This window comes from Actinoplanes sp. NPDC051388 (genome assembly GCF_055586225.1).
On record NZ_JBVJIP010000009.1, the window covers coordinates 122,978 to 144,144 of the forward strand.

Sequence of the window (21,167 nt, forward strand, 5' to 3'; positions counted from 1 at the left end):
TCATTACGGTCCGGTGAACTCCCCCGTCCACCCGGAGGTTGATCACCATGAATCGGCGCACCGTCCTCAAGACCGCCGCGGTCGCTTCCGCCGCCGGCGCGCTCTCCGCCGCCCCTGCCGCCGCCGCTCTGCCCGGCGGCATGCCCACCTACCGCTATCTGCGCGACGCGCTGCAGATGCCGCTGCGCTACAACCCGACCGGCGAGTTCATCTTCCCGTGCATCCGCGGCGTCTACGACAAGCTGGCGAACCCCCGCGCCCGCTACTACCTCTATTACGCCCCGCACGAGAACCCGGGCGGCATCTGCGTGGCCTACGCGAACTCACTGGACGGCCCGTTCACCGAGTTCCCGGCCAACCCGGTGATCGACAACGTGCTGCCGAGCACGACCGTGAGCCACGTGTCGTCGCCGCACGTGATCTGGGACGCGCCCACCCGGCAGTTCTACTGCTATTTCCACGGCGAGAACTTCACCACCCGGGTGGCCCGGTCGGCGGACGGCCTGACCTTCCGCGACGAGACCCCGATCCTGAGCACCCGCCTGGTCCCGGGCACCTCGGAGACCTCGTACGCGAGGGTCTTCGAGCACACCCTGCCCGGTCGCGGCAACCGCTACGTGATGGTCTTCATGGGGGTGAAGAGCGGCCGCCGCCTCTTCTACGGCTGGTCCCCGAACGGCTGGGATCAGTGGCAGTTCAGCCCTGCCGCCCTGGTCGACCCGGAACCGGACGGCGTCACCGACATCTCCGGCCCGTCGCTGGTGAAGCGCAACAACACCACCTACGTCGTCTATCACGGCAGCGACGGCAGGATGCGCATCACGGAGGTGGGCAACGCGTTCGACCGCCAGAACCACCTGGGCGTCTGGTACAGCCCGGCGGCCGGCGACAACGGCCGGGCGGCGGCTCCGTCGTTCGGCACCGACGGCGGGGTGCAGTACATGTTCTACGAGGCCGGGCCACGCCTGGACGCCCGCATCTGCATCGCCCGGGCGGTCTAGCCGCGCACGCATCGAAAAACTTCACTGGGTCTATTTACTGTTAAGAGACCTTAACTTATGTTGAGCGGAAGCCGTCCCCCTCGGTCACCCCCCATAAGAGGAGCTCCTCATGAGAACAGGAGTCCGGCGCCGCATCACCCTTCCGATCCTGACCGTTCTGGCGGTCGTCACCTCGTTCTTCGTCGCCGTGCAACCGGCTTCGGCCCACGGCTACATCTCGACGCCGCCGAGCAGGCAGGCGAACTGCGCCCGGGGCGCGGTCGCCAACTGCGGTGACATCATCTACGAGCCGCAGAGCGTCGAGGCGCCCAAGGGCTCCACCCAGTGCAACGGCGGCGGCACCCGGTTCGGCGTGCTGAACGACGAGAGCCGCAACTGGCCGGCCGCCTCGGTCGGGCAGACCGTGACGTTCAACTGGGTGCTCACCGCGCGGCACTCGACCAGCACCTGGGAATACTTCATCGGTGGGACGCTGCTGGCGTCCTTCAACGACGGCGGCGCGCAACCCGGCGCGACCAAGACCCACACCGTCAACCTGGGCGGCTACACCGGACGTCAGCGACTGCTGGCCCGCTGGAACATCGCGGACACCATCAACGCCTTCTACTCCTGTGTGGACCTGCAGATCGGTGGCGGTGGCGGCAATCCGCCGCCGACCACGCCGCCCCCGACGACACCTCCGCCCACCACCCCGCCGCCGACCACGCCGCCGCCGGCCGGTGGCACGTGGGCCGCGGGCACGACCTATGCGACCGGCGCCACGGTGACCTACGGCGGACTGAGCTACCGGTGCCGTCAGGGCCACACCGCCCTGACCGGCTGGGAGCCGCCGAACGTCCCGGCGCTCTGGGAGCGGATCTGATGCTCCGCGTGGGCGGGAGCCGCTCCGGCGGTTCCCGCCCGCACCTTGTCGTCCTGCTCTGTGTCGTCGGCGCGCTCGTCCTCGGTGGGGGATGTGACCGGGATGCGCCGGCCGCGGTGCCGAGCCCGGCGACAGCCCCCGGCGACACCGACGTGATGTTCGCCCAGATGACCCTCGCGCACATCGCTCAGGGCGAAGCCGTCACGGCGCTGATCGCGGAGAAGGCGACGAGCCCCGACCTCAAGACCGTCGGCGCCGAACTGAGTGGGCAGTGGACGGCCGAGAAGACCAGGCTCACCGGATGGCTCGGCGAGTGGGGCCGCCCGCCGGCGCCGGATCCCGACGAGTCCGCGCACGCCGCGCACGGGGATCTGCATTCGCTGCGCCCGTCGGACATCGAGGAGCTGCGGCAGGCGTCGGGGGCGGCGTTCGATCGCACGGCGGTCAGCCTGCTGCTCGGGCATCTGCACAACGGCATCGAGACCGCGCGGCTGGAGGCCGGCAGCGGCAGCTATGCCCCGGCGATCAGCCTGGCCGCCGAGATGACCACCCATCACCAGTCCCAGGTCCAGCGCCTGCTCGCGCTCGCCGCCGGCCCGGCGAGCGATTAGCCTCTCGCGTGTGCCTGAGCTGATTTCCCCCACCACCTCGCTGCACCGGCAGTTTCTCGACGCCCGCGACGACTGGGGGCCCGGCGTGCACCAGGACGGGTCCGGTCTCAAGCCCGAGGACGACATCGACTCGGCCGACGGTTTCGCCCGGTGGGTCGAGCGCCTCCGCAGCCGTGCCGATCACAGCACGCCGGCGCCCGAGGGACAGGTGCACTGCACCCACTGGTGGATCGTCGAAGGGGACACCGTCCTCGGGACGATCTCGCTGCGGCACGAGCTCAACGACTTCCTGCTCGACGCGGGCGGCAACATCGGCTACGGCATCCGGCCCTCCGCGCGGCGGCGGGGGCTCGCCACCTGGGCGCTCGGTGAGTCGCTGGACGAGGCGCGCAAGCTCGGCCTCGAGCGGGTGCTGGTCACCTGCAACGTCGCCAACGAGCCCTCGCGCCGCACCATCGAGCGCCAGGGCGGCGTCCTCGAGGACGAGCGCGACACCGTGCTGGGCCGCCTCTACCGCTACTGGATCACCCTCTAGACGGACCGGTCAGGCGACCAGGCGGCGTTCCCAGGCCCAGGCGGCGATCTCCACCCGGTTGCGGGCGCCGAGCTTGGTCTGGACGCTGCCCAGGTGGGTCTTCACCGTGCCGACCGAGATGAACAGCTGGGCCGCGATCTCGGCGTTGGTCAGGCCCTTCGCGGCGAGCTTCACCACGTCGACCTCGCGCGGGGACAGGCCGCCGTCGTCGCCGGTCGGGGCGGGCGGGCTCAGGTGCTCGAGCAGCCGCACGGTGATCGACGGGCTGATCAGCGCGTCCCCGGACACGGCGGCCCGGACCGCCTCCACCAGCAGCGCCGGGCCGGAGTCCTTGAGCAGGAAACCCGCGGCGCCGTTGCGGAGCGCGGTGTGCACGTACTCGTCGAGGTCGAAGGTGGTGACCACCACGACCTTGACCGGCTCCTTCACGCCGGGGCCGGCCAGCAGGCGGAGAGCCTCCAGGCCGTCCATCTTGGGCATCCGGATGTCGAGCAGCGCCACGTCCGGCTTCACCCGGCGGGCCAGGGCCACGGCCTCGACGCCGTCGGCCGCCTCGCCGGCCACCTCCATGTCCGGCTGCGCCCCGATGATCATGCCGAAACCGGTGCGCACCATCGCCTGGTCGTCCGCGATGATCACGCGAATCACCGGCCAACCTCCATCATCAGCGGCAAGGCCGCGTCCACCACCCAGCCACCGTCGATGCCCGGCCCGGCGGTGATCCGCCCGCCCACCGTCTTCACCCGCTCGGTCAGCCCCACGAGACCGTACCCCGGCCGCTCGCGCGGCAAGGCCGCCCGGGGTGGCGCGCCGTCGTTCGCCACCCGGACGAGGAGCCACTCCGGCGTACGCCGGACCCAGACGTCCACCACCCGGGCCCCGTCGGCGTGCTGCCGGATGTTGGTCAGCGCCTCCATCACCACGCGATATGCCGACGTGGACACCTCCACCGGCATCCCGTGCACGTCCCCGTCCACGTGCAACCGGGCGAGCGGCCCCCCGGCCGCGGTGAACTGCTTGACCAGGGTCTCCAGCTCGGGCACCCCGGCGATCGGCGCGAGCGGGGCGTCCGGCCGGGCCTGCGGGTCGCGCAGCACCCCGACCATCCGCCGCATCGAGGCCATCGTCTCGGCCCCGGCGTTCTCGATCTGTTCCAGGGCCAGCAGCACCCGCTGGGGGTCCTGCTCGGCGATGAACCGCGCCCCCTGCGCCTGCACCACGATGCCGGTCACGTGGTGGGCGATGAAGTCGTGCAGGTCGCGGGCGAACTCGGCGCGCTGCTCGGCCCGCACCGCGTCCATCGCCCGGCGCCGGGACGAGTCGATCGTGCGCAGATAGACGCCGCCGCCGATGGCCACGGTGGCGGCCAGCGCCAGGATGAGCCCGGCGATGATGTAGACGTAGGCGAACCCGCCGCGCATGGGCAGCAGGCCGACCGCCGCGACGGTGGCGATCACCGCCATCACCGACCACGCCGGGTCGCCGCGCCGCGAGACGACGAAGAGGACGCCGAGCAGGGCCAGCGCCTCCGCCGTGCCGAAGCTCGCGTTGGTCTGCCCGCCGGCCGCGATCACGAAGGTGACCAGCAGCGAGAAGATCGACAGGACGACGGCGGTCTGCGGCAGGCGTACCGATCCCTGCTCGTGTCTCGGCAGCCAGACGGCGGCCGCGGCGAGCGCGGGCGGCACCTCGAGCAGCACCAGCAGACCGGTGTTGGACACGCCGGAGAGCAGGTCGATGGCGCCCAGGCCGGCCATCACCAGCAGCGCGCCGGCCTGACCGGCGCGGAGCAGGAGCGCGCGGTTTCCCTGAGTCACCATCGCCACCCAGGTTATGCGCTGCTCAGGTGCCTCCCATCGGCCGAAAGTCAGATCCCCACCCGGACGGGATCCCGCCCGCGGGCCGATGTGCCCTCCGCCGGGCGGTCGGCACAGTGTGCGCACCTCAACGGATAAGGAACCAGACAGATGACGACCCTCGCGCACGCAGGCCGTGGCACCATGGCCGCGGTCTCCGCGATCGACCTGGTCAAGGTGTACGGAGCCGGCGACACCGCGGTCCGCGCCCTGGACGGCGTGACGCTCGGCTTCGATCGCGCCCAGTTCACCGCGATCATGGGCCCGTCCGGGTCCGGCAAGTCGACGCTGATGCACTGCCTGGCCGGCCTGGACACGGCCACCTCCGGGCAGGCGCTGCTCGGCGAGACCGATCTGACCGTGCAGCCGGACCGGGTGCTGACCCGGGTCCGCCGCGAGCGCATCGGCTTCGTGTTCCAGTCCTTCAACCTGCTCCCGCAGCTCACCGCGGAACAGAACATCCTGCTGCCGCTCGACCTGGCCGGGCGGCGCGCCGAGCGCGGGCTGTTCGCGCACCTGACCGAGGCGCTGGGCATCCGGGACCGCCTCGCGCACCGCCCCAGCGAGCTGTCCGGCGGCCAGCAGCAGCGGGTGGCGCTGGCCCGGGCGCTGGTGTCGCGGCCCGAGGTGGTGTTCGCCGACGAGCCGACCGGCAACCTGGACTCCCGCTCGGGCGCCGAGGTGCTGGCGTTCCTGCGGGACTCGGTGCGCGAGCTCGGCCAGACCGTGGTGATGGTGACCCACGATCCGGGCGCCGCGGCGTACGCGGATCGGGTCGTGCTCCTCGCCGACGGCCTGGTGGCCGGCGACCTGGACCGTCCCGACCGGGCCGCGATCACCGACGCCCTGCAGCAGCTGGCGGTGGCCCGGTGAGCGGCGTCCTGCGCACCCAGCTCGGCGGCGCCGCCCGGCGTCCGTCCCGGCTGATCCTCACCGGCCTGGCCGTCCTGGTCGCCTCCTTCGTCGTCTACGCCACCGTGCTGGCCCAGCGGATCACCGAGCGCAGCATGCTCGACGGCCTGAGCACCGTGCCGGCCGCGGCGACCCTGGTGGCGCAGGGGGAGGAGGGCCTGACCACCGCGCAGCTGGCCGCGATCGAGAAGCTCCCGGGCGTGGCCGCGGCGACCGGCCGCACCACGGCGGGCGGCGAGGTGGCCGGTGACTATCTCGGCATCTCCGCCGATCCCGGCGCCGGCGCGCTCGCCATGGTCCAGGTCAGCCAGGGCCGCTACCCGTCGAAGCCGGGCGAGATCGCGGTCACCCCGCGCACGGCCGAGCGGATGGGCCTGCCGATCGGCGCCACCGTGCGGGTGACCACCTCCTACACCGACGCCGGCGAGCCCGAGCCGCCGGTGGCGCTCACCGTCGTGGGCCTGATCGCGGCGGCCGAGGACTTCGGCCACGACGCCTATGCGCCGCAGTCCGTGGTGTCCGCCCTGAACAAGGACAACCGGTTGGACCGGGTCGAGGTGCAGGGTGATCCCGGCGCGCGGGAGAAGATAGCGGCGCTGATGGGCGGCAAGGGCACGGTCCGCGACGCCCAGGAGGTGCGCACCGAGGAGGCCGCGTCCCGCGCCGACGGCGTGACCGAGCTGTTCGCCGTGATCGGCATGTTCGTCGCGGTGGCCGTGGTCGCCGCCGCCCTGGTCGCCGCGTCCACCTTCCGCATCGTGTTCGCCCAGCGCATGCGTCAGCTCGCGCTGCTGCGCACGGTCGGCGCCGGGCGCGGCGCACTGGTCCGGGCGCTGGCGGTGGAAGGCCTGGTCACCGGCCTGATAGCGGGGGTGATCGGTGTCCTCGCGGCGTTCGCGGCCGGGCAGATCGTGCCGGCCGTGGCCCGCGCGGCGGGTTCGTCGCTGGCGTCGCCGGGCGTGCCCTGGCCGCAGGCGCTGGGCGTGCTCGCGATGGCGATGGTGATCACCGTGCTGGCCGTGCTCGCGCCGGCTCTCTCGGCGAGCCGGGTGGCGCCGCTGGAGGCGCTGCGGGCGTCCAGCACGACCGCCGGGAAGCAGGGGATCGGCTGGCTGCGCTGGGCGGTCGGCCTGCTGCTCAGCACGGGCGCGGCGTTGCTCGTCGGGTACGTGCTGACGAACCTCCCGCCCCGCGACGCCAAGAACTACCAGCCGGACACCAACCTGTTGCTCGTGGTCGGATCCGGTGCGCTGGCCTTCTTCGCGCTGATCGCCCTGGGCCCGGTGCTGGTGCGCCCGATCCTGGCCGCGGCGGGCTGGCCGCTGCGGCGGATGGGACCGCTGGGCCGGCTCGCGGTGGGTGGCGTCGGCGGTGCTCCCCGGCGGGCCGCCGCGGTGTCCGTGGTGGTCGCGCTGGGCGTGACCCTGATCGCGGGCGCGCTGGTCGGCAGCGCGTCGGTGCGGGCGCTGGTGGATCGCGAGGTGGCGTCGTCGGTGCCCGCCGACTTCGAGGCGACGTCCTCGGAGCCGCTGGCCGCGGCCGTGGTCGAGCGGGCGCGCAGCCGGCCCGAACTGGCGCACGTCACGCCGTACCGGAAGTTGCCGGGTGTCTCGCTCGGCTCGAGCGACGTCAAGCTGGAGGCGACCGACCTGCCGATGGACGCCCTGCCCCAGCTGGCCAAGCTCGACGTCACCGAGGGCGACTGGCACGGCCTGCGCGACGGCCGGGTGGTGATCTCCGGCTTCACCGCCGAGATCACGTCGCTCGAGGTCGGTGATCAGACCACGATCAAGACCGATCGGGGTACGGCCACAGTCACCGTCGCCGCCCTGCTGCCGGACTCCGCCCCGCTGGGCGCCGGCCTGGTGCTGGCGGCCGGCGACCTGACCCGGCTGGGCGCCCCGGCGACGGCGTCCGGGCTGCTCGCGGACACCGCCGAGCCCGGTGAGGAGGCCCGCACCGAGGCGCAGAAGGCGCTGCGGCAGGCGGTCGCCGGCCCGGGCGTCGGAGTGGCCGTGCTGGCCGACAAGCGCGACGAGATCAACGGCGTGCTGGACACGGTGCTGCTGATCGCGATCGGGCTGATCGGCCTGACCGTGCTGATCGCGGTGGTCGGCGTGGGCACCACCACCGCCCTGTCGGTGGTCGAGCGGGCCCGCGAGTCGGGTCTGCTGCGTGCGCTCGGCCTGTCCCGGGCGGGCCTGCGCGCCACGCTCACCGCCGAGTCCAGCCTCTACGGCGCGATCGGCGCCGCCATCGGGCTGCTGCTCGGCGTCCCGTACGCCTGGCTGGCCGTCGAGGCACTCGGCGTGAACGCGCCGCTGGCCCTGCCGGTCCGCCAGCTCGCGCTGGTCTTCGCCGTGCTGGTGGTGATCACCGCGCTGGCCGGGGTGCTGCCGGCCCGGCGCGCCGCCCGAGTGAGCCCGGTGACCGCCCTGGCCACCGAGTAAGGCCTTAAGGTCGGCCGGTGACCTATGCGGACTGGCCGATCTTCGATCTGTGGTTGCGTTGTCGTGAGGTGGAGCTCCGGCCGGTCCGCGAGGCGGATCTGCCGGAGCTCGCCGCGCTCGAGCCGGAGGACTACGAGCTGGATCCGCGGCTGACGTTCCTGCCGGAGCTCACCGACCGGCAGAACCGGCAGCGGCTGTTCCACCAGGGCTATTGGCGGGCGCTGGGCACCTGGTCGCCGGACTCGTGGACACTGCACCTGGCGGCCCGGCACCAGGGCGCGCTGATCGGTGTGCAGACCCTGGAGGGCGACCGGTTCCCGGACCTGCGCACTGTCGACTCGGCGTCCTGGCTGGTGCCCGCGGTGCGCGGCCGCGGGCTCGGGGTGGCGATGCGCACGGCGGCGCTCGGACTGGCCTTCGACCAGCTCGGCGCACTCGCCGCGATCACCTCGGCAACCATGAACAACCACGCTTCGCTGGGCGTGTCCCGGCGAATCGGATATCGGGACAACGGCGTCGGATTCGTGGCCGAGCGGTCCGGCCGGGTGCTGCTGCGCCACCTGCGACTCCCGGTCGAGGAGTGGACGCACGGTGACGAGGTGACCACGGGAAACGTCGATCCGTGCCGGCCGTGGTTCGGCATTGTGGACAGCGGGTCCCACGACTAGGCGAGATCCGCTACTCTTCCCCCGCGGTTGGCTCATGGGGGAGGAAAACGGGTGTCTCAGCGGCGTTTCATCGGCCTGGTCGCGGCCGCGGTGGTGGTCGTGGGTGGCGGGGCGGCAGCGGTCGTCGCGTGGCCGGATGACAAGCCGACGGCGAGCGCGCGGTTCTACGACCCACCCGTGGCCGCCGAGCCGCCCGGCGAGTTCGAGGCGCAGCCGGTCGCCGACACCGACACGGTGGTCGACGACCCGTCGCCGGTGAAGAAGGCGTCCAAGCCGCGCCGCGCGACCTCCCGCCCGGTCGACCTGGCGCCCGCTGATGCCCAGGCGTCGGCCGCCGATCTGCCCGCGCGGTCCACCGAGGCGTTCAGCATGGTCAGCGTCACCTGGACCGACCCCAAGGACAAGCCGACCGGCGCGGTCGAGGTGCGCACCCGCTCGGCCGAGACCCGGGGCTGGACCGACTGGCAGGCGCTGGAGACCGAGGAGAGCAACGGTCCCGACCAGAAGTCGGAGGCCGGCAAGGACGTGCGCGGCGGCACCGGCGCGATCTGGGTCGGCGACTCGGACGGCGTCGCGGCGCGGGTGCGCAGCGGTTCGGAGTCCGAGGCCCTGCCGGCCGGGCTGAAGCTCAACCTGATCGACCCGGGCGTCATCAAGGACGGCACGTCCATGCGCACCAACGGCGGCCAGGGCGGCGCCGCGGTGCCCTTCCCCGCCTACCGGACGCGGGCCCAGTGGGGCGCCGACGAGACGCTGGTCAAGGACCCGCCGGACTACTCCGCGGACGACATCGTCAAGGTGCAGTTCGTGCACCACACCGCGGGCAGCAACACCTACAGCTGCACGGACTCGCCGGCCATCCTGCGCGGCATCCTGACCGACCACGTGACCAACCGCGGCTGGAACGACGTCGGTTACAACTTCCTGATGGACAAGTGCGGCACCCTCTTCGAGGGGCGCAAGGGCGGCGTCGACCGGCCGGTGATCGGCGCGCACACCTACGGCTTCAACACCAACTCGTCCGGCATCGCGGTGCTCGGCGACTACCGCACGGTCGGCGTGCCGGACGTGGTCAAGACAGTGATCGCCCGGGTCGCGGCGGCCAAGCTGAGCCAATACGGGCTGAGCCCGGTCGGCACCTCGGAGCTCACCGAGGGCGTGTCCGACGGCAAGTTCCCGCTCGGCACCAAGGTGAACTTCCAGCGCATCTCCGGCCACCGCGACGGGGTCAACACCGAGTGCCCGGGCAACACGCTCTACGGCCAGCTCGCCGCGATCCGCACGCTGGCCGCCGGGCAGGGCGACGGCAGCGTCGTCGCGCTCGCGCCGACCGGCGGGGTGTCCTACAACGGGGCCTACTACGTCAAGAACACCGTCACGATGAACTGGACCTCCAGCACGCCGGCCGCCGAACAGGTGCGGTTCGAGCTGCTGGTGGACGGGCGGGTGGCGGCGACGGCGAACGCGGAGGCGAGGTCCGCGCAGGTGTCGCTGACGGCCGGCATGCGCAAGCTGCAGGTGCGCTCGGTGCGCACCGACGGCGCCACCCCGACCACCACGGCCACCAACGTCGTCTCGGACACCAAGGCGCCGGTCTTCAACCCGGGCGCCACGGTCGAGATGCGCGGCGGCACGGTGTCCAGCACGTCGATCCCGATGTACATCAAGTGGAAGGTCACCGACGAGACCAAGCTCGGCTCGATCAAGCTGACCGCACCGTCCACGGTGAACTTCGGAGCGACGGCCACGTCCTATTCGACGACCGTGAAGCCCGGCACGGCGACCACCTGGACGCTGCAGGCGGCCGACCTGCCCGGCAACACGGCCACCTCGTCGGCGGCGCGCACCACCGTGCTGGTCCCGGAGACCTCGGCGTCGAAATACAAGACCTGGACCACGAACAACAACGGGTCGCACCTGGACGGCAAGGCGCTCTACAGCAACGTGAAGAGCGCCCAGCTGACCTGGACGGTCACCGCCCGCGCGATCGGCGTGATCATCGGCAAGAACAGCAACTCCGGGAAGATCGACGTGTACATCGACGGGGTGAAGCGCACCACGATCGACACGAAGACGTCCGGCACGGCATATCGCCAGCTGGTCTGGGGCATCCACGCGTCGTCCGCGACCAGGCACACGGTCGCGATCGTCAACACCGGCGCGGCGGGCCGCTCGGGTGTCTACATCGACGGGATCAGCTACATCAAGTAGCGCGGCGGGCGGGCGGGAGGGTGAACCAGAAGTTCGCTCCCCGCCCGTCCTCACCCTCGGCCCAGATCTCGCCGCCGTGGCGTTCGATCGCGCGGTGCACGGTGGTCAGGCCGATGCCGGTGCCCGGGAAGTCGGCCGTGCTGTGCAGGCGGGCGAAGGGCCGGAAGAGCTTGTCCGACTCGCCGGCCGGGAAGCCGGCGCCGTTGTCGCGCACATAGAAGCGGTTGCCCGAGCAGCCGATCTCCACCACCGGGCGCTCGACCTTGCTGGTGAACTTGACCGCGTTGTTCACCAGGTTCTCCAGGATCACCCGCACCAGGCCCACGTCGGCGTCGACGGTCATGCCCTCGGCCACCGAGAACTCGACCTTGCGGGCCGGGTCGCGCGCCTGCACGTCCGCGGTGACCTCCCACACGGTCGCGGTCAGGTCGAAGACCTCCCGGCGCAGCTCGCCGCGGCTGGCCCGGGCCAGGATCAGCAGGGATTCCACCAGATCGGCCATCCGCCCGGCCGCGGCGTGGATCCGTTCCACCCGATGGCGCACCTGGGCGCCGATCGCGTCGGCGTCGTCCTCCAGGATGGTCTCGGCGAAGCTCGAGATGATTTGCAGCGGGCCGCGCAGGTCGTGCGACACCGACCCGCTGAACGCCTCCAGCTCGCGGTTGCGCCACTCCAGCTCCTCGACCAGCGCGGCGCGGGTCTCGGCGAGCTGACGCGCGGCGCGCTCCTCGGCCGCGTCCAGCTCGCGGCGCATCAGCTCCTCGCGAATCCGCCGGCTCTCGTCGTGGCTCTGCTTGCGGCGGATCTGGGTACGCACGTGCGCCCGCAACGCCTCCGGCCCGTCCGCCAACCGCACGTAGTCGTCCGCCCCCGCCGCCAGACAGTCCAGGATGGAGTCGTCCTGGACGCCGGTCATCACCAGCGGGGTGTCGCCGATCTGCGGCACCTCCTTGATCCGCCGGCACGTCTCCCGGCCCTGATCGCCGTCGAAGCCGAGCACGATGCAGTCCACCGGCTGTTCGGCGAGCAGGGCCAGCGCCTCGTCCCCGCTGGCCGCGCCCATCACGTCGTAGGCCTCCGCCCGCAACGCCTCGACCAGGCCGGTCAGCGGCTCCCGGTCCGGGTGCAGGGCGAGCACCTTCGACGGCCCGTGCAGGCTGCCGCCCGGGTCGATGGGCAATTGATCGGCGCTCTGCCGCAGCACCGCGGCCAGCTTCAGCACCACCACGGCGAGATCCTGCTGCTTGCGGACGAACCCGTCGGCGCCCGCCTCCAGCATCTGCACCTCGGTGGCGTAGTCGTCCGCCGCCGTCATCAGCAGGCAGGGCGTGTCGCGCAGGGCCGGGTCGAGCCGGATCCGCCGGATCACCGTGGCGCCGTCGATGCCGGGCATCACGCCGTCCACGATCACCGCGGCCGGCCGCCGGTCCGCGGCCACCCGCAGGCCCTCCTCGCCGGACGACGCGGTGAGCACCGCATAACCCTCCGGCTCGAGCAGCTCGCGCAACTGCTCCCGGAAGGTCACGCTGTCGTCGATCACCAGCACCGTGGGCAGGGCGGGCTCGTCGTCCGGGATCTCCTCGCTGAGCAGTTGCCGCACCCGGGCCACCACGTAACCCACGTCGTAGGGCTTGCCGACGTACTCGTCCGCGCCGGTGCGCAGCCCGGCCAGCCGGTCGGCCACCTCGGACTCGCTGGACAGCAGCACGGTCACCACCTGCTCGCGACCGCGGGTGGCGTGCAGTTCGCGCATCAGCTCCAGGCCGTCCGCGTCGGGCAGCAGCACGTCCAGCACCGCCACCTGGAAGTGCGCGTCGGCGAACGCGGAGCGAGCCTCCTCGCCGGTGGCGGCCAGGATGGTCACGAAGCCGTCCGCCTCGAACGCCTCGTGCAGGTCCATCCGCACGGTCAGGCTGTCGTCCACGATCAGCACCGTCGGGGTGATCATCGCGGCACCCCGCTCGGCATCAGATCGGCGATCTTGGCGGCGATCCCGGCCGGGGGCAGCACGTACGCGGCCGCGCCGAGCAACGCCGCCTCGCGGGGCATCCCGTAGACCACGCAACTCGCCTCGTCCTGCGCGAACGTGATGCCGCCGCGGGCGCGCATCCGCAGCAGCCCCTCGGCGCCGTCCCGGCCCATCCCGGTCAGCAGGCAGCCCGCGGCGCTCGGCCCGTACTCCTGGGCGACCGAGTCGAACAGCACGTCCACGCTGGGCCGGCAGGAGTGCCGCGGCGGCCCGTCGCCGACGTGCACCCGGCCGTCCCGCACGGTGATGTGCCGGTCCGGCGGCGCCAGCACCACACGCCCGGCCAGCCCGCGCACCAGCATGCCGTCCTGCGCATAGCTCACGCTGCGCCCGGTCTGGTCGGCCAGCCAGTCGGAGAAGGCCACCGCGAACGGCTCGCTGGCCGCGATGTGCTGGACGCTGAGCACCGGCGTGCGGAACTCGGGCGGCAGCGCCCGGATCAGCTCGGTCAGCGCGCCCGGCCCACCGGTGGACGCGCCCAGCGCGACCAGCCGCAGCCCGGTGTCGGCGGTGAGAAGGGCCGCCGGCGCCTTCGGCACGTGCGCCGGGCGGCTCAGCCGGGCCCGGGGATGCGTGATCACCCGGATCCGCGAGACCATCCGCACCGACGAGCAGAGCCGCCGCTCCCAGCCCGCGTCCGACGCGTCCCCGCGCGGCTTCTCCAGCACGTCCACCGCACCGGCGGCCAGCGCGTTGTAGGTGCTGAACAGCTCCTGCCGGTTCGCCGAGGACACCACCAGGATGGGCGTCGGGAAGTCGGCCATGATGTGTTCGGTGGCGGCCAGCCCGCTCATCGTGGGCAGCATCATGTCCATGGTCACCACGTCCGGGCGCAGCCGGCCGCACATCTCGACGGCCTGCCCGCCGTCCAGCGCCTCGCCGACCACCGCCAGCTCGGGGTCGGCGGCGAGGGCGGCGCGCAGGTGGTGCCGCATCGTCGCGGAGTCCTCCACCACCAAGACCCTGATCACGATGGCACCAGCCGCCGGATGTGCGCCAGCAGCTCCTCCTGGTTGAACTCGCCCTTCACGACATAGGCGCCGGCCCCGGCTTCGGTGCCGCGCTGCCGGTCCTCGGCGCCGGCCCGCGAGCTCACCAGGATCGCCGGGACGTGCTGCAACTCGGGGTCGGCCCGGGTCTCGGTGACGAAGGTGAAGCCGTCGATCCCGGGCATGTCGATGTCGGTGAGATAGAGCGCGTACTCGCGGGACCGGGCCTTCTCCAGCCCCTCCTCGCCGGACGCGGCCAGGTCCACCTCGTAGCCGGCCGACTCCAGGATGCTGCGCTCCAGCATCCGGGTGGTGAGCGAGTCGTCGATCACCAGGATCGGCAGCTTCCGGGCGGGCACCGCGGGCACGTGCCCGCCGGGATTGCCGCGCCGGGTCTCGGCCACCAGGCCGTGCGCGTCCAGCACGAGGCGCGGGTTGCCGTCCAGGTCCATCGAGACGCCGCCGACCACCGGCGCGGCCAGGGCCAGCTCGGGCAGCGGGCGGACCACCAGGGTCGAGGTGCCGGCCAGCCGGTCCACGCCCATCGCCACCGCGTCGCCGTCGGCCGCCACGATCACCGCCACGCCGGGACTGCCGGTGTCCGGCACCGTCGCGCCCGCGTAGAGCACCCGGGCGAGCGGCAGGAACGGCAGCGCTTGACCCTCGTGCGCGATCCGGCCGGAGGCGGCCGCCGCGGTCGCCTGCTCAGGTTGCAGCCGCACGCAGGTCCGCACGGTGTCCAGCGGCACCGTTGCCACCAGCCCTGCGGTCTCCACGATCAGGCCGTTCAAGGACAACAGGGCCAGGGGTACGACCAGCTCCACGGTGGCGCCACGACCCGCGTCGGTGCGGACCGTGACGTCGCCGCCGAGCTGGTCGGCCACGTCCCGGGCGACGTCCAGGCCGATGCCGCGCCCGGACACCTCGGTCACCTGGGCGGAGGTGCTGATCCCGCCGCGCAGCACGAGGTCCAGCAGCGTCTGCTGATCCGGTTCGGTGCTGCCGGGCATCAGCAGGCCACGCTGCTCGGCGGTGCGGCGTACGGCGGCCAGATCGAAGCCGCGGCCGTCGTCCGTACACCGGAACGCCGCGAAGCGCCCACGGCGCTCGACCTGGACGACCACCGTGCCCTCCGCGGGTTTGCCGGCCGCCGCGCGGGCCTCGGCCGCCTCGATGCCGTGCGCCACCGCATTGCGCACCACGTGCAGGAAGGCGCCGCTCACCAGGCCCAGCACGTGCGGGTCGAGCCGCAGATCGCCGCCGCGGCCCTCGAAGCGTACCCGCTTGCCCTGCGCCTCGGCGGCGTCGCGCACCGCCCGGTGCAGCGCGGTGAAGATGCTCGACGCGCTGACCAGCCGCAACCGCTCGGCCCGGCCGCGCACCTCGTCCAGCTCGCGCTCGACCTGTTCCACCACATCGGACAGCCGGCGGGCCAGATAGCTGAACTCGCTGGAGATCCGCAGCGCCGAGGTGCGCGCGGACTGCACCACCCCGGGCCGGTCGGCCCGCAGCTGATCGGCCAGCGCGTCGGCCGACCGGTGCAGGCGGTCCATCGCCGAGCTGCCGCCCCGCAGCGGCGCGAAGCGGGTGTGCGCCTCGCCGATCGCGTCCAGCAGATCATCCACATCGGACGTCGCGGCCCGGGCCGGCGCCTGCGTTTCCGGCACCGGCGCGGCGGCCGTGGTCTCTTCCGTGCCGACCGGCGGCTCCAGCGCGGCCACCCGTTCCTCGATCTCGTCGTTGAGCCGCAGCAGCTCACGCATCTCGTCGGCGGGCAGCGCCGCGGCGTCCGACCGGTGCGCGACCAGCACCTCCTCGAACGCGTGCGCCCGGTCCGCGATCTCCTGCTGCTTGACCACCCGCGCCGCGCCCTTGAGCGTGTGCGCGAAGCGCAGCAGCCGGGCCACCGGGTCCGGTCCGGGCTCCTGATCCAGGTCGAGCACGCCGGCGCTGATCTGATCGATCAGCTCCCGCGCCTCGATCCGGAAGTACTTGAGCGGATCTCCGGCCATCAGCGCCGGCCCGTGCCGACCAGGTCCAGCAGGTCGCTCGACAGGTTGGACAGGTGCGAGGCGGTCTGCCGGGTCTGCACCGCGCTGGCCTCGGTCTCCCGGGTGACCCGGGCGGTGTCCGAGGCGGCGACGTTGACCTGCTCGACCGCGGTGGTCTGCTGCTTGGTGGAGAGTTCGATCTCGCGGGTGGCGTCGTTCGTGGTGGCGACCAGCTGGGCGATCCGGCGGAACGAGCTGGTCGCGTCGTCGAACTGGCGGCTGCCCGCGTCCACCGACTTGGCGCCGATCTCGGTGGCCATCACGGTGGTGTTGACCGCGCCGCGGACGTCGTCGATCAGCGCCCGGATCTCCTTCGCCGACCCGGCCGTGCGGTCGGCCAGCTTGCGGATCTCCTCGGCCACCACGGCGAACCGGCGACCCCACTCGCCCGCGCCGCTGGCCTCGATGGTGGCGTTGATGGCCAGGATGTTGGTCTGCTCGGCCAGTTCCGACACCAGGTCCACGACGCCGCCGATCTGCTGCGACTTCTCGCCGAGCGACAGCATGTGCTGCACGATCAGGTCGACCTGGGTGCGGATCGCGGTGATCGACTGCCGGGTCTGGTCGATCGTCGAATCGCCCGCCTCGGCCGCGCCCGCGGTGTCCTCGGCGATCTGCGACACCCGCTTGGCGTTGTCGGCGATCTGCCGCGAGGTGATCAGCAGCTCGCTGATCGTGGTGGTGATCTCGTTCATCGCGCTGGCCTGGTCGCGGCTGCCGGTGGCCTGCTGCGACGCGGCCGCCTCGAGCTGCGCCGACGAGCTCTGGATGTGCCCGACCGCGGTGCCCACCTCGCGGCGCAGGCCGCTGTTGAGCCGCACCGCGATCACGATGGCCGAGCCCATGGCCAGCAGGCCCAGCACGATCACCACGACGACGGCCTGGGTGGCGGTGGTGGTCGACTCCCGCCGGGACCGCTCCACGTCGGCTCGGACCTGCTCGGTCAGCGCCGCGATCGAGCCTTCCAGCTTTTCCCGGGCGGGCCGCACCAGCTCGCCGCCGAGCTGGCTGACCTGGGTCAGGTCCTTCAGCGTCTTGCGGCGCTCGATCACCGGGTTGACCGCCGCGGCGTGCGCGGCCTCGTCCTGCGACACCTGCTCGAGCATGGCCAGCTCGGACGGGTCGGTCAGCTTGCCACGCAGCTCGCCGACCTGAGCCAGGAACTTGCTGCGCCCGGCGTTGGTCAGGTCCAGGAACTCCTGGGTGCCGTTCAGCAGGTAGCCGCGGTAGTCGCTGATCCGGTTCTCGATCGTGCTGTTCAGCCGCTCGGCGCCGACCAGGTTGTCGGTCGCCGAGGCGATCACCTTGTCCTTGTTGTTGACCACGATGTTCAGCGCGATCACCGACGCGGTGCCCATCAGGAGGGTCAGCACGACGGTCAGCGCGAAGCCGCTCGCGAGCTTGCTGCCAAAGGTGCGTCCGGCGAATCTCACTGTCGCTCCTCGGAGTGTCCGGTCTGCGGGTGTGCGGTCTGCGGGTGTCCGGTCTGCGGGTGTCCGGCCAGCTTGTGCACGGCGGCGCGGGCGGCCGCCAGGTCGACGATCGGGCGGGTGCCACCGTCCAGCGGCACCATGCCGCGGACGCTGCCGTGGATCTGCTCGCCGGCCTCGGTGATGATCGCGGTGGCCGGCACCCGCACGTGCCCGTCGAGGTCGTGGAAGGCGAGTGCCAGCACCGGCGAGCCGGCCGCCAGCACCAGCCAGCGCGGCCGCTCCGGCACCGGGTGGCCGAGCAGGGCGGCGAGGTCGTAGACGGGCACGATCGCGCCGCTGAAGCCGGCCACGCCGAGCAGGGCGGGCAGCGGCCCGGGCAGTGGCGTCACCGGGCGGTCCGGATAGAGGCCGGAGGTCTGGGACAAGCGCAGCGCGTAGGCGCGCCCACCGGCCCGGATCGCCAGCAGCTCGGCGTGCTCGGCGTCGTGCCGCCGGGCCGGCCGCGCGAACGAGTCGTCGAACTCGGCCCGCAGCGAGGTGACCCGGTCGACCACTGAGTCCGGGCTCATCGCCGGCTCCCGCAGGCGTCCAGCTCGGTGCGGCAGAGCGTGGTCAGCGCGATCCGGCCGAAGCCGCCGCCGAACAGCACGATCCGGTCGTCCCGCTCCTCGCGCAGCAGGAACAGGGCTCGTTCCAGCTCGGCCGCGGCCGCCCGGTCCTCGCCCCGGCGCCGGTTGAGCAGCCCGAGCCGCAACCGTGGCATCGCGAACGCCGGATCCAGATAGGCGGCCAGCCGGTAGTGCCCGATCGCCACGTCCACCGTCGCGCCGTCTTCGAGGCAGACGCCGAGCAGGTGGTGCGCGTCCGCGTAGAGCGCGTCGGTGTCGAGCAGGCGGCGCACGTCGATCTCGGCCTCGGCGAGCTGCCCGGCCTGGGCCAGCAGCACACCGTGCACGAGCGGGTCGCGCGGGTTCGAGCGGTCGGCGCGGCCGGACTCGGCCAGCGCCTCGGCGAAGCGCTCTTCGTGGATCAGCGCGAGAATGCGGTCCGGCCCCGGTGCCGGCCGGACGACCGGCGGCCGCCGAGGCTCCTCGATCCGGGGACCCGGAGTGAGCGGCGTGGCCGGGGTGGCCGGGGTGGCCGGGGTGGCCGGGGTGGCCGGGTGCCTGGCGGGCGCGGCGCCGGTGGTCTGCCGGCGGTAGAAGAACGTGGAGTTGTTGTGCATCGCCTCCAGGCCGTCCGGGCGGCTGCCGAGCGAGTCGGTGTGCCCGAGGAAGAGGTAGCCGCCCGGGGCCAGCGCCTGGGTCATCCGCCCGATCAGCGTGGCCGCGGTGTCCGGGGTCAGATACATCAGCAGGTTGCGGCAGAAGATCACGTCGTACTGCCCGGCCCGCCACAGGTCCGCGTCGTCCTCGGCCACGTTGTGCCGCTGGAACCGCACGTCGGCGCGGATCTGCGGATCCACCTCGTACGTGCCGTCGTGCGGATGCCTGAACCAGCGCTCACGCACGGCGTCCGGCGTCTCCCGCAGGGACCATGCGGAGTAGTGCCCGCTCTCGGCCTTGCGCAGCATCGCCGGGTTCGCGTCCAGCCCCAGCACCGAAACGATCCAGCCGCGGTCGGGTCGTGCCTCGTGCGCCACGATCGCCAGCGTGTACGGCTCCTCGCCGGACGAGCAGCCGACCGAGAGCAGGCGCAACGCGCGCTGGCTGGCGCGGGCGGCCAGCCGTTCCGGGAGCGCGACCTCGGCCAGCGCGCGGAACTGCTCGCCGTGCCGGAAGAAGTACGTCTCGGTGACCGTCATGTCCTCGGCGATCGACGCGAACTCGTCGTGCCACCGCCCGGCGCCCAGCCGGGTCAGGTACGCGTCGCGCCCCAGCCCGCTCGCCTCCGCCCGGCGGCCCAGTTCGGCGGCCAGGTGCGGCACGTCGTTGTCGGCGAACGTCCAGCCCATCCGGGCGGCCAGCAGGTCGCGGAACCGGGTGATCTCGGACGGCTGTGTGGTCATGCCGGCACCGCCTCACCGGCCGCGGCCGCCCACACGTGGTCGGGCACCACCCGCAGGCTCTGCAGCAGCAGGAGCGGCTCGGCGTCGATCGTGCCGACCCCGGCGACGAGCCGGCTGGAGGCGCCGGTCAGCAGGCCGGCGTGCCCGGCGGCGGGTTCGCCCGGAGCGGTCGGCCGGATCCCGGCCACCTCGCCGGTCGCGAACGCCACCGGCCCGCGCTCGGTCCGCACCGCGAGGAATCGGGACACCTCGGCCTGCTCGCCGCCGAGCAGCCGGGCGACGTCCACCACGGGGGTGGGCACGCCGCGCATGATGCAGATCCCGCGGACGAAGGCGGGCGCGCCGGCCAGCGAGCGGGTCGCCAGCGGCCGCATGGTCTCGATGACCTCGTCCAGTCGCAGCGCGCACAGCATCGACCCGGCCCGGAACACGAGCGACATCGGGCCGGCTTCTTCTGAGCCGTGGCGGCCAGAATGTCCTAGCTGTGCCATTGGCTCAGATTAGCGATGTTCTGCCGCATAGTTCCGAGAATCATTCGTCCCGGCGCAACCCGCGGAACACGATCGCCAGCGTGCGGTCGCGCAGATCCGGGTCCCAGCCGCCCTGCAACGCGCCCTGGCAGGTGCTGACGAGCAGGGCCATCACCTCATCCGTACGCACGCCCGCGCCGGCCGTGCCCGCGGCCTGTGCTCGCTCCAGCAGCGTGCCCACCACCTCGGCCAGCGACCCGATCGGGCCGTCCAGCGGCACCGCCAGCAGCCCGACCACCGTCCGGTTCGCGGCCGTGCGCCGCACCAGGCGCTCGAAGAACTCGAACAGCGCGGTCGCCGGGTCGCCGTCCGCGGCCAGCGTCACGGCGTCGGCGGTGACCTGGTCGAGCAATGTCTTCATCAGCGCCCGCAGCAGGTCCGCCTTGGTGGGGAAGTGCCGGAACACGGTGCCCACGGCCACTCCGGCCCGGCGCGCCACCTCCTCGGTCGACGCGTCCGGCCCGCCCTCGGCGAAGACCTGCTCGGCCGCCGCCAGGATGCGCTCCCGGTTGCGCACCGCATCCGAGCGCGGCGGTCTGCTGGACAAGATGAGTCTCCACTCATTATCGTTACCTGAGTCGCAACTCATCTTAACCGGAGGCCGCCATGACGCCGCGCGAGTTCTTCGAGCGCAAGCAACGGGAGTGGATCGGCGGCCTGACCCCGCTGTCCGGCGACGACCTGGCCGACGACGTGGTCGTCGAGTTCCCGTTCGCCGCGCCGGGCCGGCCGTCCCGCATCGAGGGCCGCGAGCAGTTCGTCGCGTTCGCCAACCCGCAGCGCGCCGCGCTGCCGATGCACGTCGACGCCTGCCGCACCACCGCCGTCCACGAGACCCGCGACCCGGACACGATCGTCGTCGAATACACCCTGACCGCCACGCTCGCCGGGCATCAGGCCAGCGCGCCGTTCATCTCGGTGCTGACCGTGGTGGACGGCCGGATCACCCGCTGGCGCGAATATCAGGACACCGCCGCGATGACCCGGGCGATCGCCGCGGCGCACGGTTAGGAGTGTTGAC

19 protein-coding genes are annotated in these 21,167 nt (G+C 72.6%); 9 read left to right on the top strand and 10 right to left on the bottom strand.

The features are described from left to right. The first annotated feature begins 47 nt into the window (after positions 1-47). From ACZ6TI_RS23370 to ACZ6TI_RS23385, 4 genes are all read left to right on the top strand, one after another. Positions 48-1,001: a glycoside hydrolase family protein gene (locus tag ACZ6TI_RS23370; RefSeq protein ID WP_465347243.1), complete on the top strand. Its 954-nt coding sequence runs from the start codon at positions 48-50 to the stop codon at positions 999-1,001. Between the two features lie 109 nt (positions 1,002-1,110). Further along, positions 1,111-1,863 (top strand): lytic polysaccharide monooxygenase, encoded by a 753-nt coding sequence (locus ACZ6TI_RS23375; RefSeq protein WP_465347244.1) that lies wholly within the window; start codon positions 1,111-1,113, stop codon positions 1,861-1,863. Next, entirely contained in the window at positions 1,863-2,474 is a 612-nt protein-coding gene (locus ACZ6TI_RS23380) for a DUF305 domain-containing protein (protein WP_465347245.1), read from the top strand. The genes ACZ6TI_RS23375 and ACZ6TI_RS23380 overlap by 1 nt, the downstream gene beginning before the upstream one ends. Positions 2,475-2,484: 10 nt before the next feature. Next, a complete protein-coding gene (locus ACZ6TI_RS23385) occupies positions 2,485-3,009 on the top strand; it encodes a GNAT family N-acetyltransferase (RefSeq protein WP_465347246.1) in 525 nt (174 codons plus the stop codon). Between the two features lie 9 nt (positions 3,010-3,018). Here ACZ6TI_RS23385 and ACZ6TI_RS23390 read toward each other — a convergent pair whose 3' ends face one another. Continuing rightward, on the bottom strand, positions 3,019-3,657 hold the full coding sequence (locus ACZ6TI_RS23390; RefSeq protein ID WP_465347247.1) for a response regulator: 639 nt from the start codon (positions 3,655-3,657) through the stop codon (positions 3,019-3,021). Continuing rightward, on the bottom strand, positions 3,654-4,829 hold the full coding sequence (locus ACZ6TI_RS23395; RefSeq protein WP_465347248.1) for a sensor histidine kinase: 1,176 nt from the start codon (positions 4,827-4,829) through the stop codon (positions 3,654-3,656). Before ACZ6TI_RS23395 ends, ACZ6TI_RS23390 begins: the two co-directional genes overlap by 4 nt. A gap of 147 nt (positions 4,830-4,976) precedes the next feature. On the opposite strand from ACZ6TI_RS23395, the gene ACZ6TI_RS23400 reads away from it, so the two are divergent. The 4 genes from ACZ6TI_RS23400 to ACZ6TI_RS23415 are packed head-to-tail and all read left to right on the top strand — an operon-like array spanning position 4,977 to position 11,106. Then, positions 4,977-5,738 (top strand): ABC transporter ATP-binding protein, encoded by a 762-nt coding sequence (locus ACZ6TI_RS23400; protein WP_465347249.1) that lies wholly within the window; start codon positions 4,977-4,979, stop codon positions 5,736-5,738. After that, the gene (locus ACZ6TI_RS23405; protein ID WP_465347250.1) at positions 5,735-8,227 is read left to right on the top strand and encodes an ABC transporter permease; all 2,493 of its coding nucleotides are present in this window, start codon (positions 5,735-5,737) and stop codon (positions 8,225-8,227) included. Before ACZ6TI_RS23400 ends, ACZ6TI_RS23405 begins: the two co-directional genes overlap by 4 nt. Before the next feature lie 17 nt (positions 8,228-8,244). Beyond that, positions 8,245-8,895: a GNAT family N-acetyltransferase gene (locus ACZ6TI_RS23410; protein WP_465347251.1), complete on the top strand. Its 651-nt coding sequence runs from the start codon at positions 8,245-8,247 to the stop codon at positions 8,893-8,895. A gap of 51 nt (positions 8,896-8,946) precedes the next feature. Continuing rightward, a complete protein-coding gene (locus ACZ6TI_RS23415) occupies positions 8,947-11,106 on the top strand; it encodes an N-acetylmuramoyl-L-alanine amidase (protein WP_465347252.1) in 2,160 nt (719 codons plus the stop codon). Here the strand turns inward: ACZ6TI_RS23415 and ACZ6TI_RS23420 are convergent. The 8 genes from ACZ6TI_RS23420 to ACZ6TI_RS23455 all read right to left on the bottom strand — a co-directional run bounded on the left by ACZ6TI_RS23420 (position 11,099) and on the right by ACZ6TI_RS23455 (position 20,693). Next, positions 11,099-13,054, bottom strand: a complete 1,956-nt coding sequence (locus tag ACZ6TI_RS23420) for a response regulator (RefSeq protein ID WP_465347253.1) — start codon at positions 13,052-13,054, stop codon at positions 11,099-11,101. The two genes, ACZ6TI_RS23415 and ACZ6TI_RS23420, sit on opposite strands and share 8 nt — an antisense overlap. Beyond that, entirely contained in the window at positions 13,051-14,106 is a 1,056-nt protein-coding gene (gene cheB, locus ACZ6TI_RS23425; RefSeq protein ID WP_465347254.1) for a chemotaxis-specific protein-glutamate methyltransferase CheB, read from the bottom strand. Before cheB ends, ACZ6TI_RS23420 begins: the two co-directional genes overlap by 4 nt. Continuing rightward, the gene (locus ACZ6TI_RS23430) at positions 14,103-16,136 is read right to left on the bottom strand and encodes a hybrid sensor histidine kinase/response regulator (protein ID WP_465347255.1); all 2,034 of its coding nucleotides are present in this window, start codon (positions 16,134-16,136) and stop codon (positions 14,103-14,105) included. Before ACZ6TI_RS23430 ends, cheB begins: the two co-directional genes overlap by 4 nt. Then, the gene (locus ACZ6TI_RS23435; protein ID WP_465347256.1) at positions 16,136-17,608 is read right to left on the bottom strand and encodes a HAMP domain-containing methyl-accepting chemotaxis protein; all 1,473 of its coding nucleotides are present in this window, start codon (positions 17,606-17,608) and stop codon (positions 16,136-16,138) included. Before ACZ6TI_RS23435 ends, ACZ6TI_RS23430 begins: the two co-directional genes overlap by 1 nt. Beyond that, entirely contained in the window at positions 17,605-18,177 is a 573-nt protein-coding gene (locus tag ACZ6TI_RS23440) for a chemotaxis protein CheW (RefSeq protein WP_465347257.1), read from the bottom strand. The genes ACZ6TI_RS23435 and ACZ6TI_RS23440 overlap by 4 nt, the downstream gene beginning before the upstream one ends. Then, the gene (locus ACZ6TI_RS23445; protein WP_465347258.1) at positions 18,174-19,616 is read right to left on the bottom strand and encodes a CheR family methyltransferase; all 1,443 of its coding nucleotides are present in this window, start codon (positions 19,614-19,616) and stop codon (positions 18,174-18,176) included. Before ACZ6TI_RS23445 ends, ACZ6TI_RS23440 begins: the two co-directional genes overlap by 4 nt. After that, complete coding sequence (locus tag ACZ6TI_RS23450; protein ID WP_465347259.1) at positions 19,613-20,056, bottom strand: chemotaxis protein CheW; 444 nt, start codon at positions 20,054-20,056, stop codon at positions 19,613-19,615. Before ACZ6TI_RS23450 ends, ACZ6TI_RS23445 begins: the two co-directional genes overlap by 4 nt. 91 nt (positions 20,057-20,147) lie before the next feature. After that, a complete protein-coding gene (locus ACZ6TI_RS23455; protein ID WP_465347260.1) occupies positions 20,148-20,693 on the bottom strand; it encodes a TetR/AcrR family transcriptional regulator in 546 nt (181 codons plus the stop codon). A 59-nt stretch (positions 20,694-20,752) separates the two neighbouring features. Between ACZ6TI_RS23455 and ACZ6TI_RS23460 the strand changes: the two genes are divergently transcribed. Beyond that, complete coding sequence (locus tag ACZ6TI_RS23460) at positions 20,753-21,157, top strand: nuclear transport factor 2 family protein (RefSeq protein WP_465347261.1); 405 nt, start codon at positions 20,753-20,755, stop codon at positions 21,155-21,157. Positions 21,158-21,167: the final 10 nt, after the last annotated feature.

What these genes read in the sequence shown, in the direction of transcription:
- ACZ6TI_RS23370 (WP_465347243.1), top strand. Translation starts at nt 48, where the DNA reads ATGAATCGGCGCACCGTCCTCAAGACCGCCGCGGTCGCTTCCGCCGCC.
- ACZ6TI_RS23375 (WP_465347244.1), top strand. Translation starts at nt 1,111, where the DNA reads ATGAGAACAGGAGTCCGGCGCCGCATCACCCTTCCGATCCTGACCGTT.
- ACZ6TI_RS23420 (WP_465347253.1), bottom strand. Translation starts at nt 13,054, where the DNA reads ATGATCACCCCGACGGTGCTGATCGTGGACGACAGCCTGACCGTGCGG.
- ACZ6TI_RS23450 (WP_465347259.1), bottom strand. Translation starts at nt 20,056, where the DNA reads ATGTCGCTCGTGTTCCGGGCCGGGTCGATGCTGTGCGCGCTGCGACTG.
- ACZ6TI_RS23440 (WP_465347257.1), bottom strand. Translation starts at nt 18,177, where the DNA reads ATGAGCCCGGACTCAGTGGTCGACCGGGTCACCTCGCTGCGGGCCGAG.
- ACZ6TI_RS23395 (WP_465347248.1), bottom strand. Translation starts at nt 4,829, where the DNA reads ATGGTGACTCAGGGAAACCGCGCGCTCCTGCTCCGCGCCGGTCAGGCC.
- ACZ6TI_RS23430 (WP_465347255.1), bottom strand. Translation starts at nt 16,136, where the DNA reads ATGGCCGGAGATCCGCTCAAGTACTTCCGGATCGAGGCGCGGGAGCTG.
- ACZ6TI_RS23400 (WP_465347249.1), top strand. Translation starts at nt 4,977, where the DNA reads ATGACGACCCTCGCGCACGCAGGCCGTGGCACCATGGCCGCGGTCTCC.
- ACZ6TI_RS23445 (WP_465347258.1), bottom strand. Translation starts at nt 19,616, where the DNA reads ATGACCACACAGCCGTCCGAGATCACCCGGTTCCGCGACCTGCTGGCC.
- ACZ6TI_RS23380 (WP_465347245.1), top strand. Translation starts at nt 1,863, where the DNA reads ATGCTCCGCGTGGGCGGGAGCCGCTCCGGCGGTTCCCGCCCGCACCTT.
- ACZ6TI_RS23460 (WP_465347261.1), top strand. Translation starts at nt 20,753, where the DNA reads ATGACGCCGCGCGAGTTCTTCGAGCGCAAGCAACGGGAGTGGATCGGC.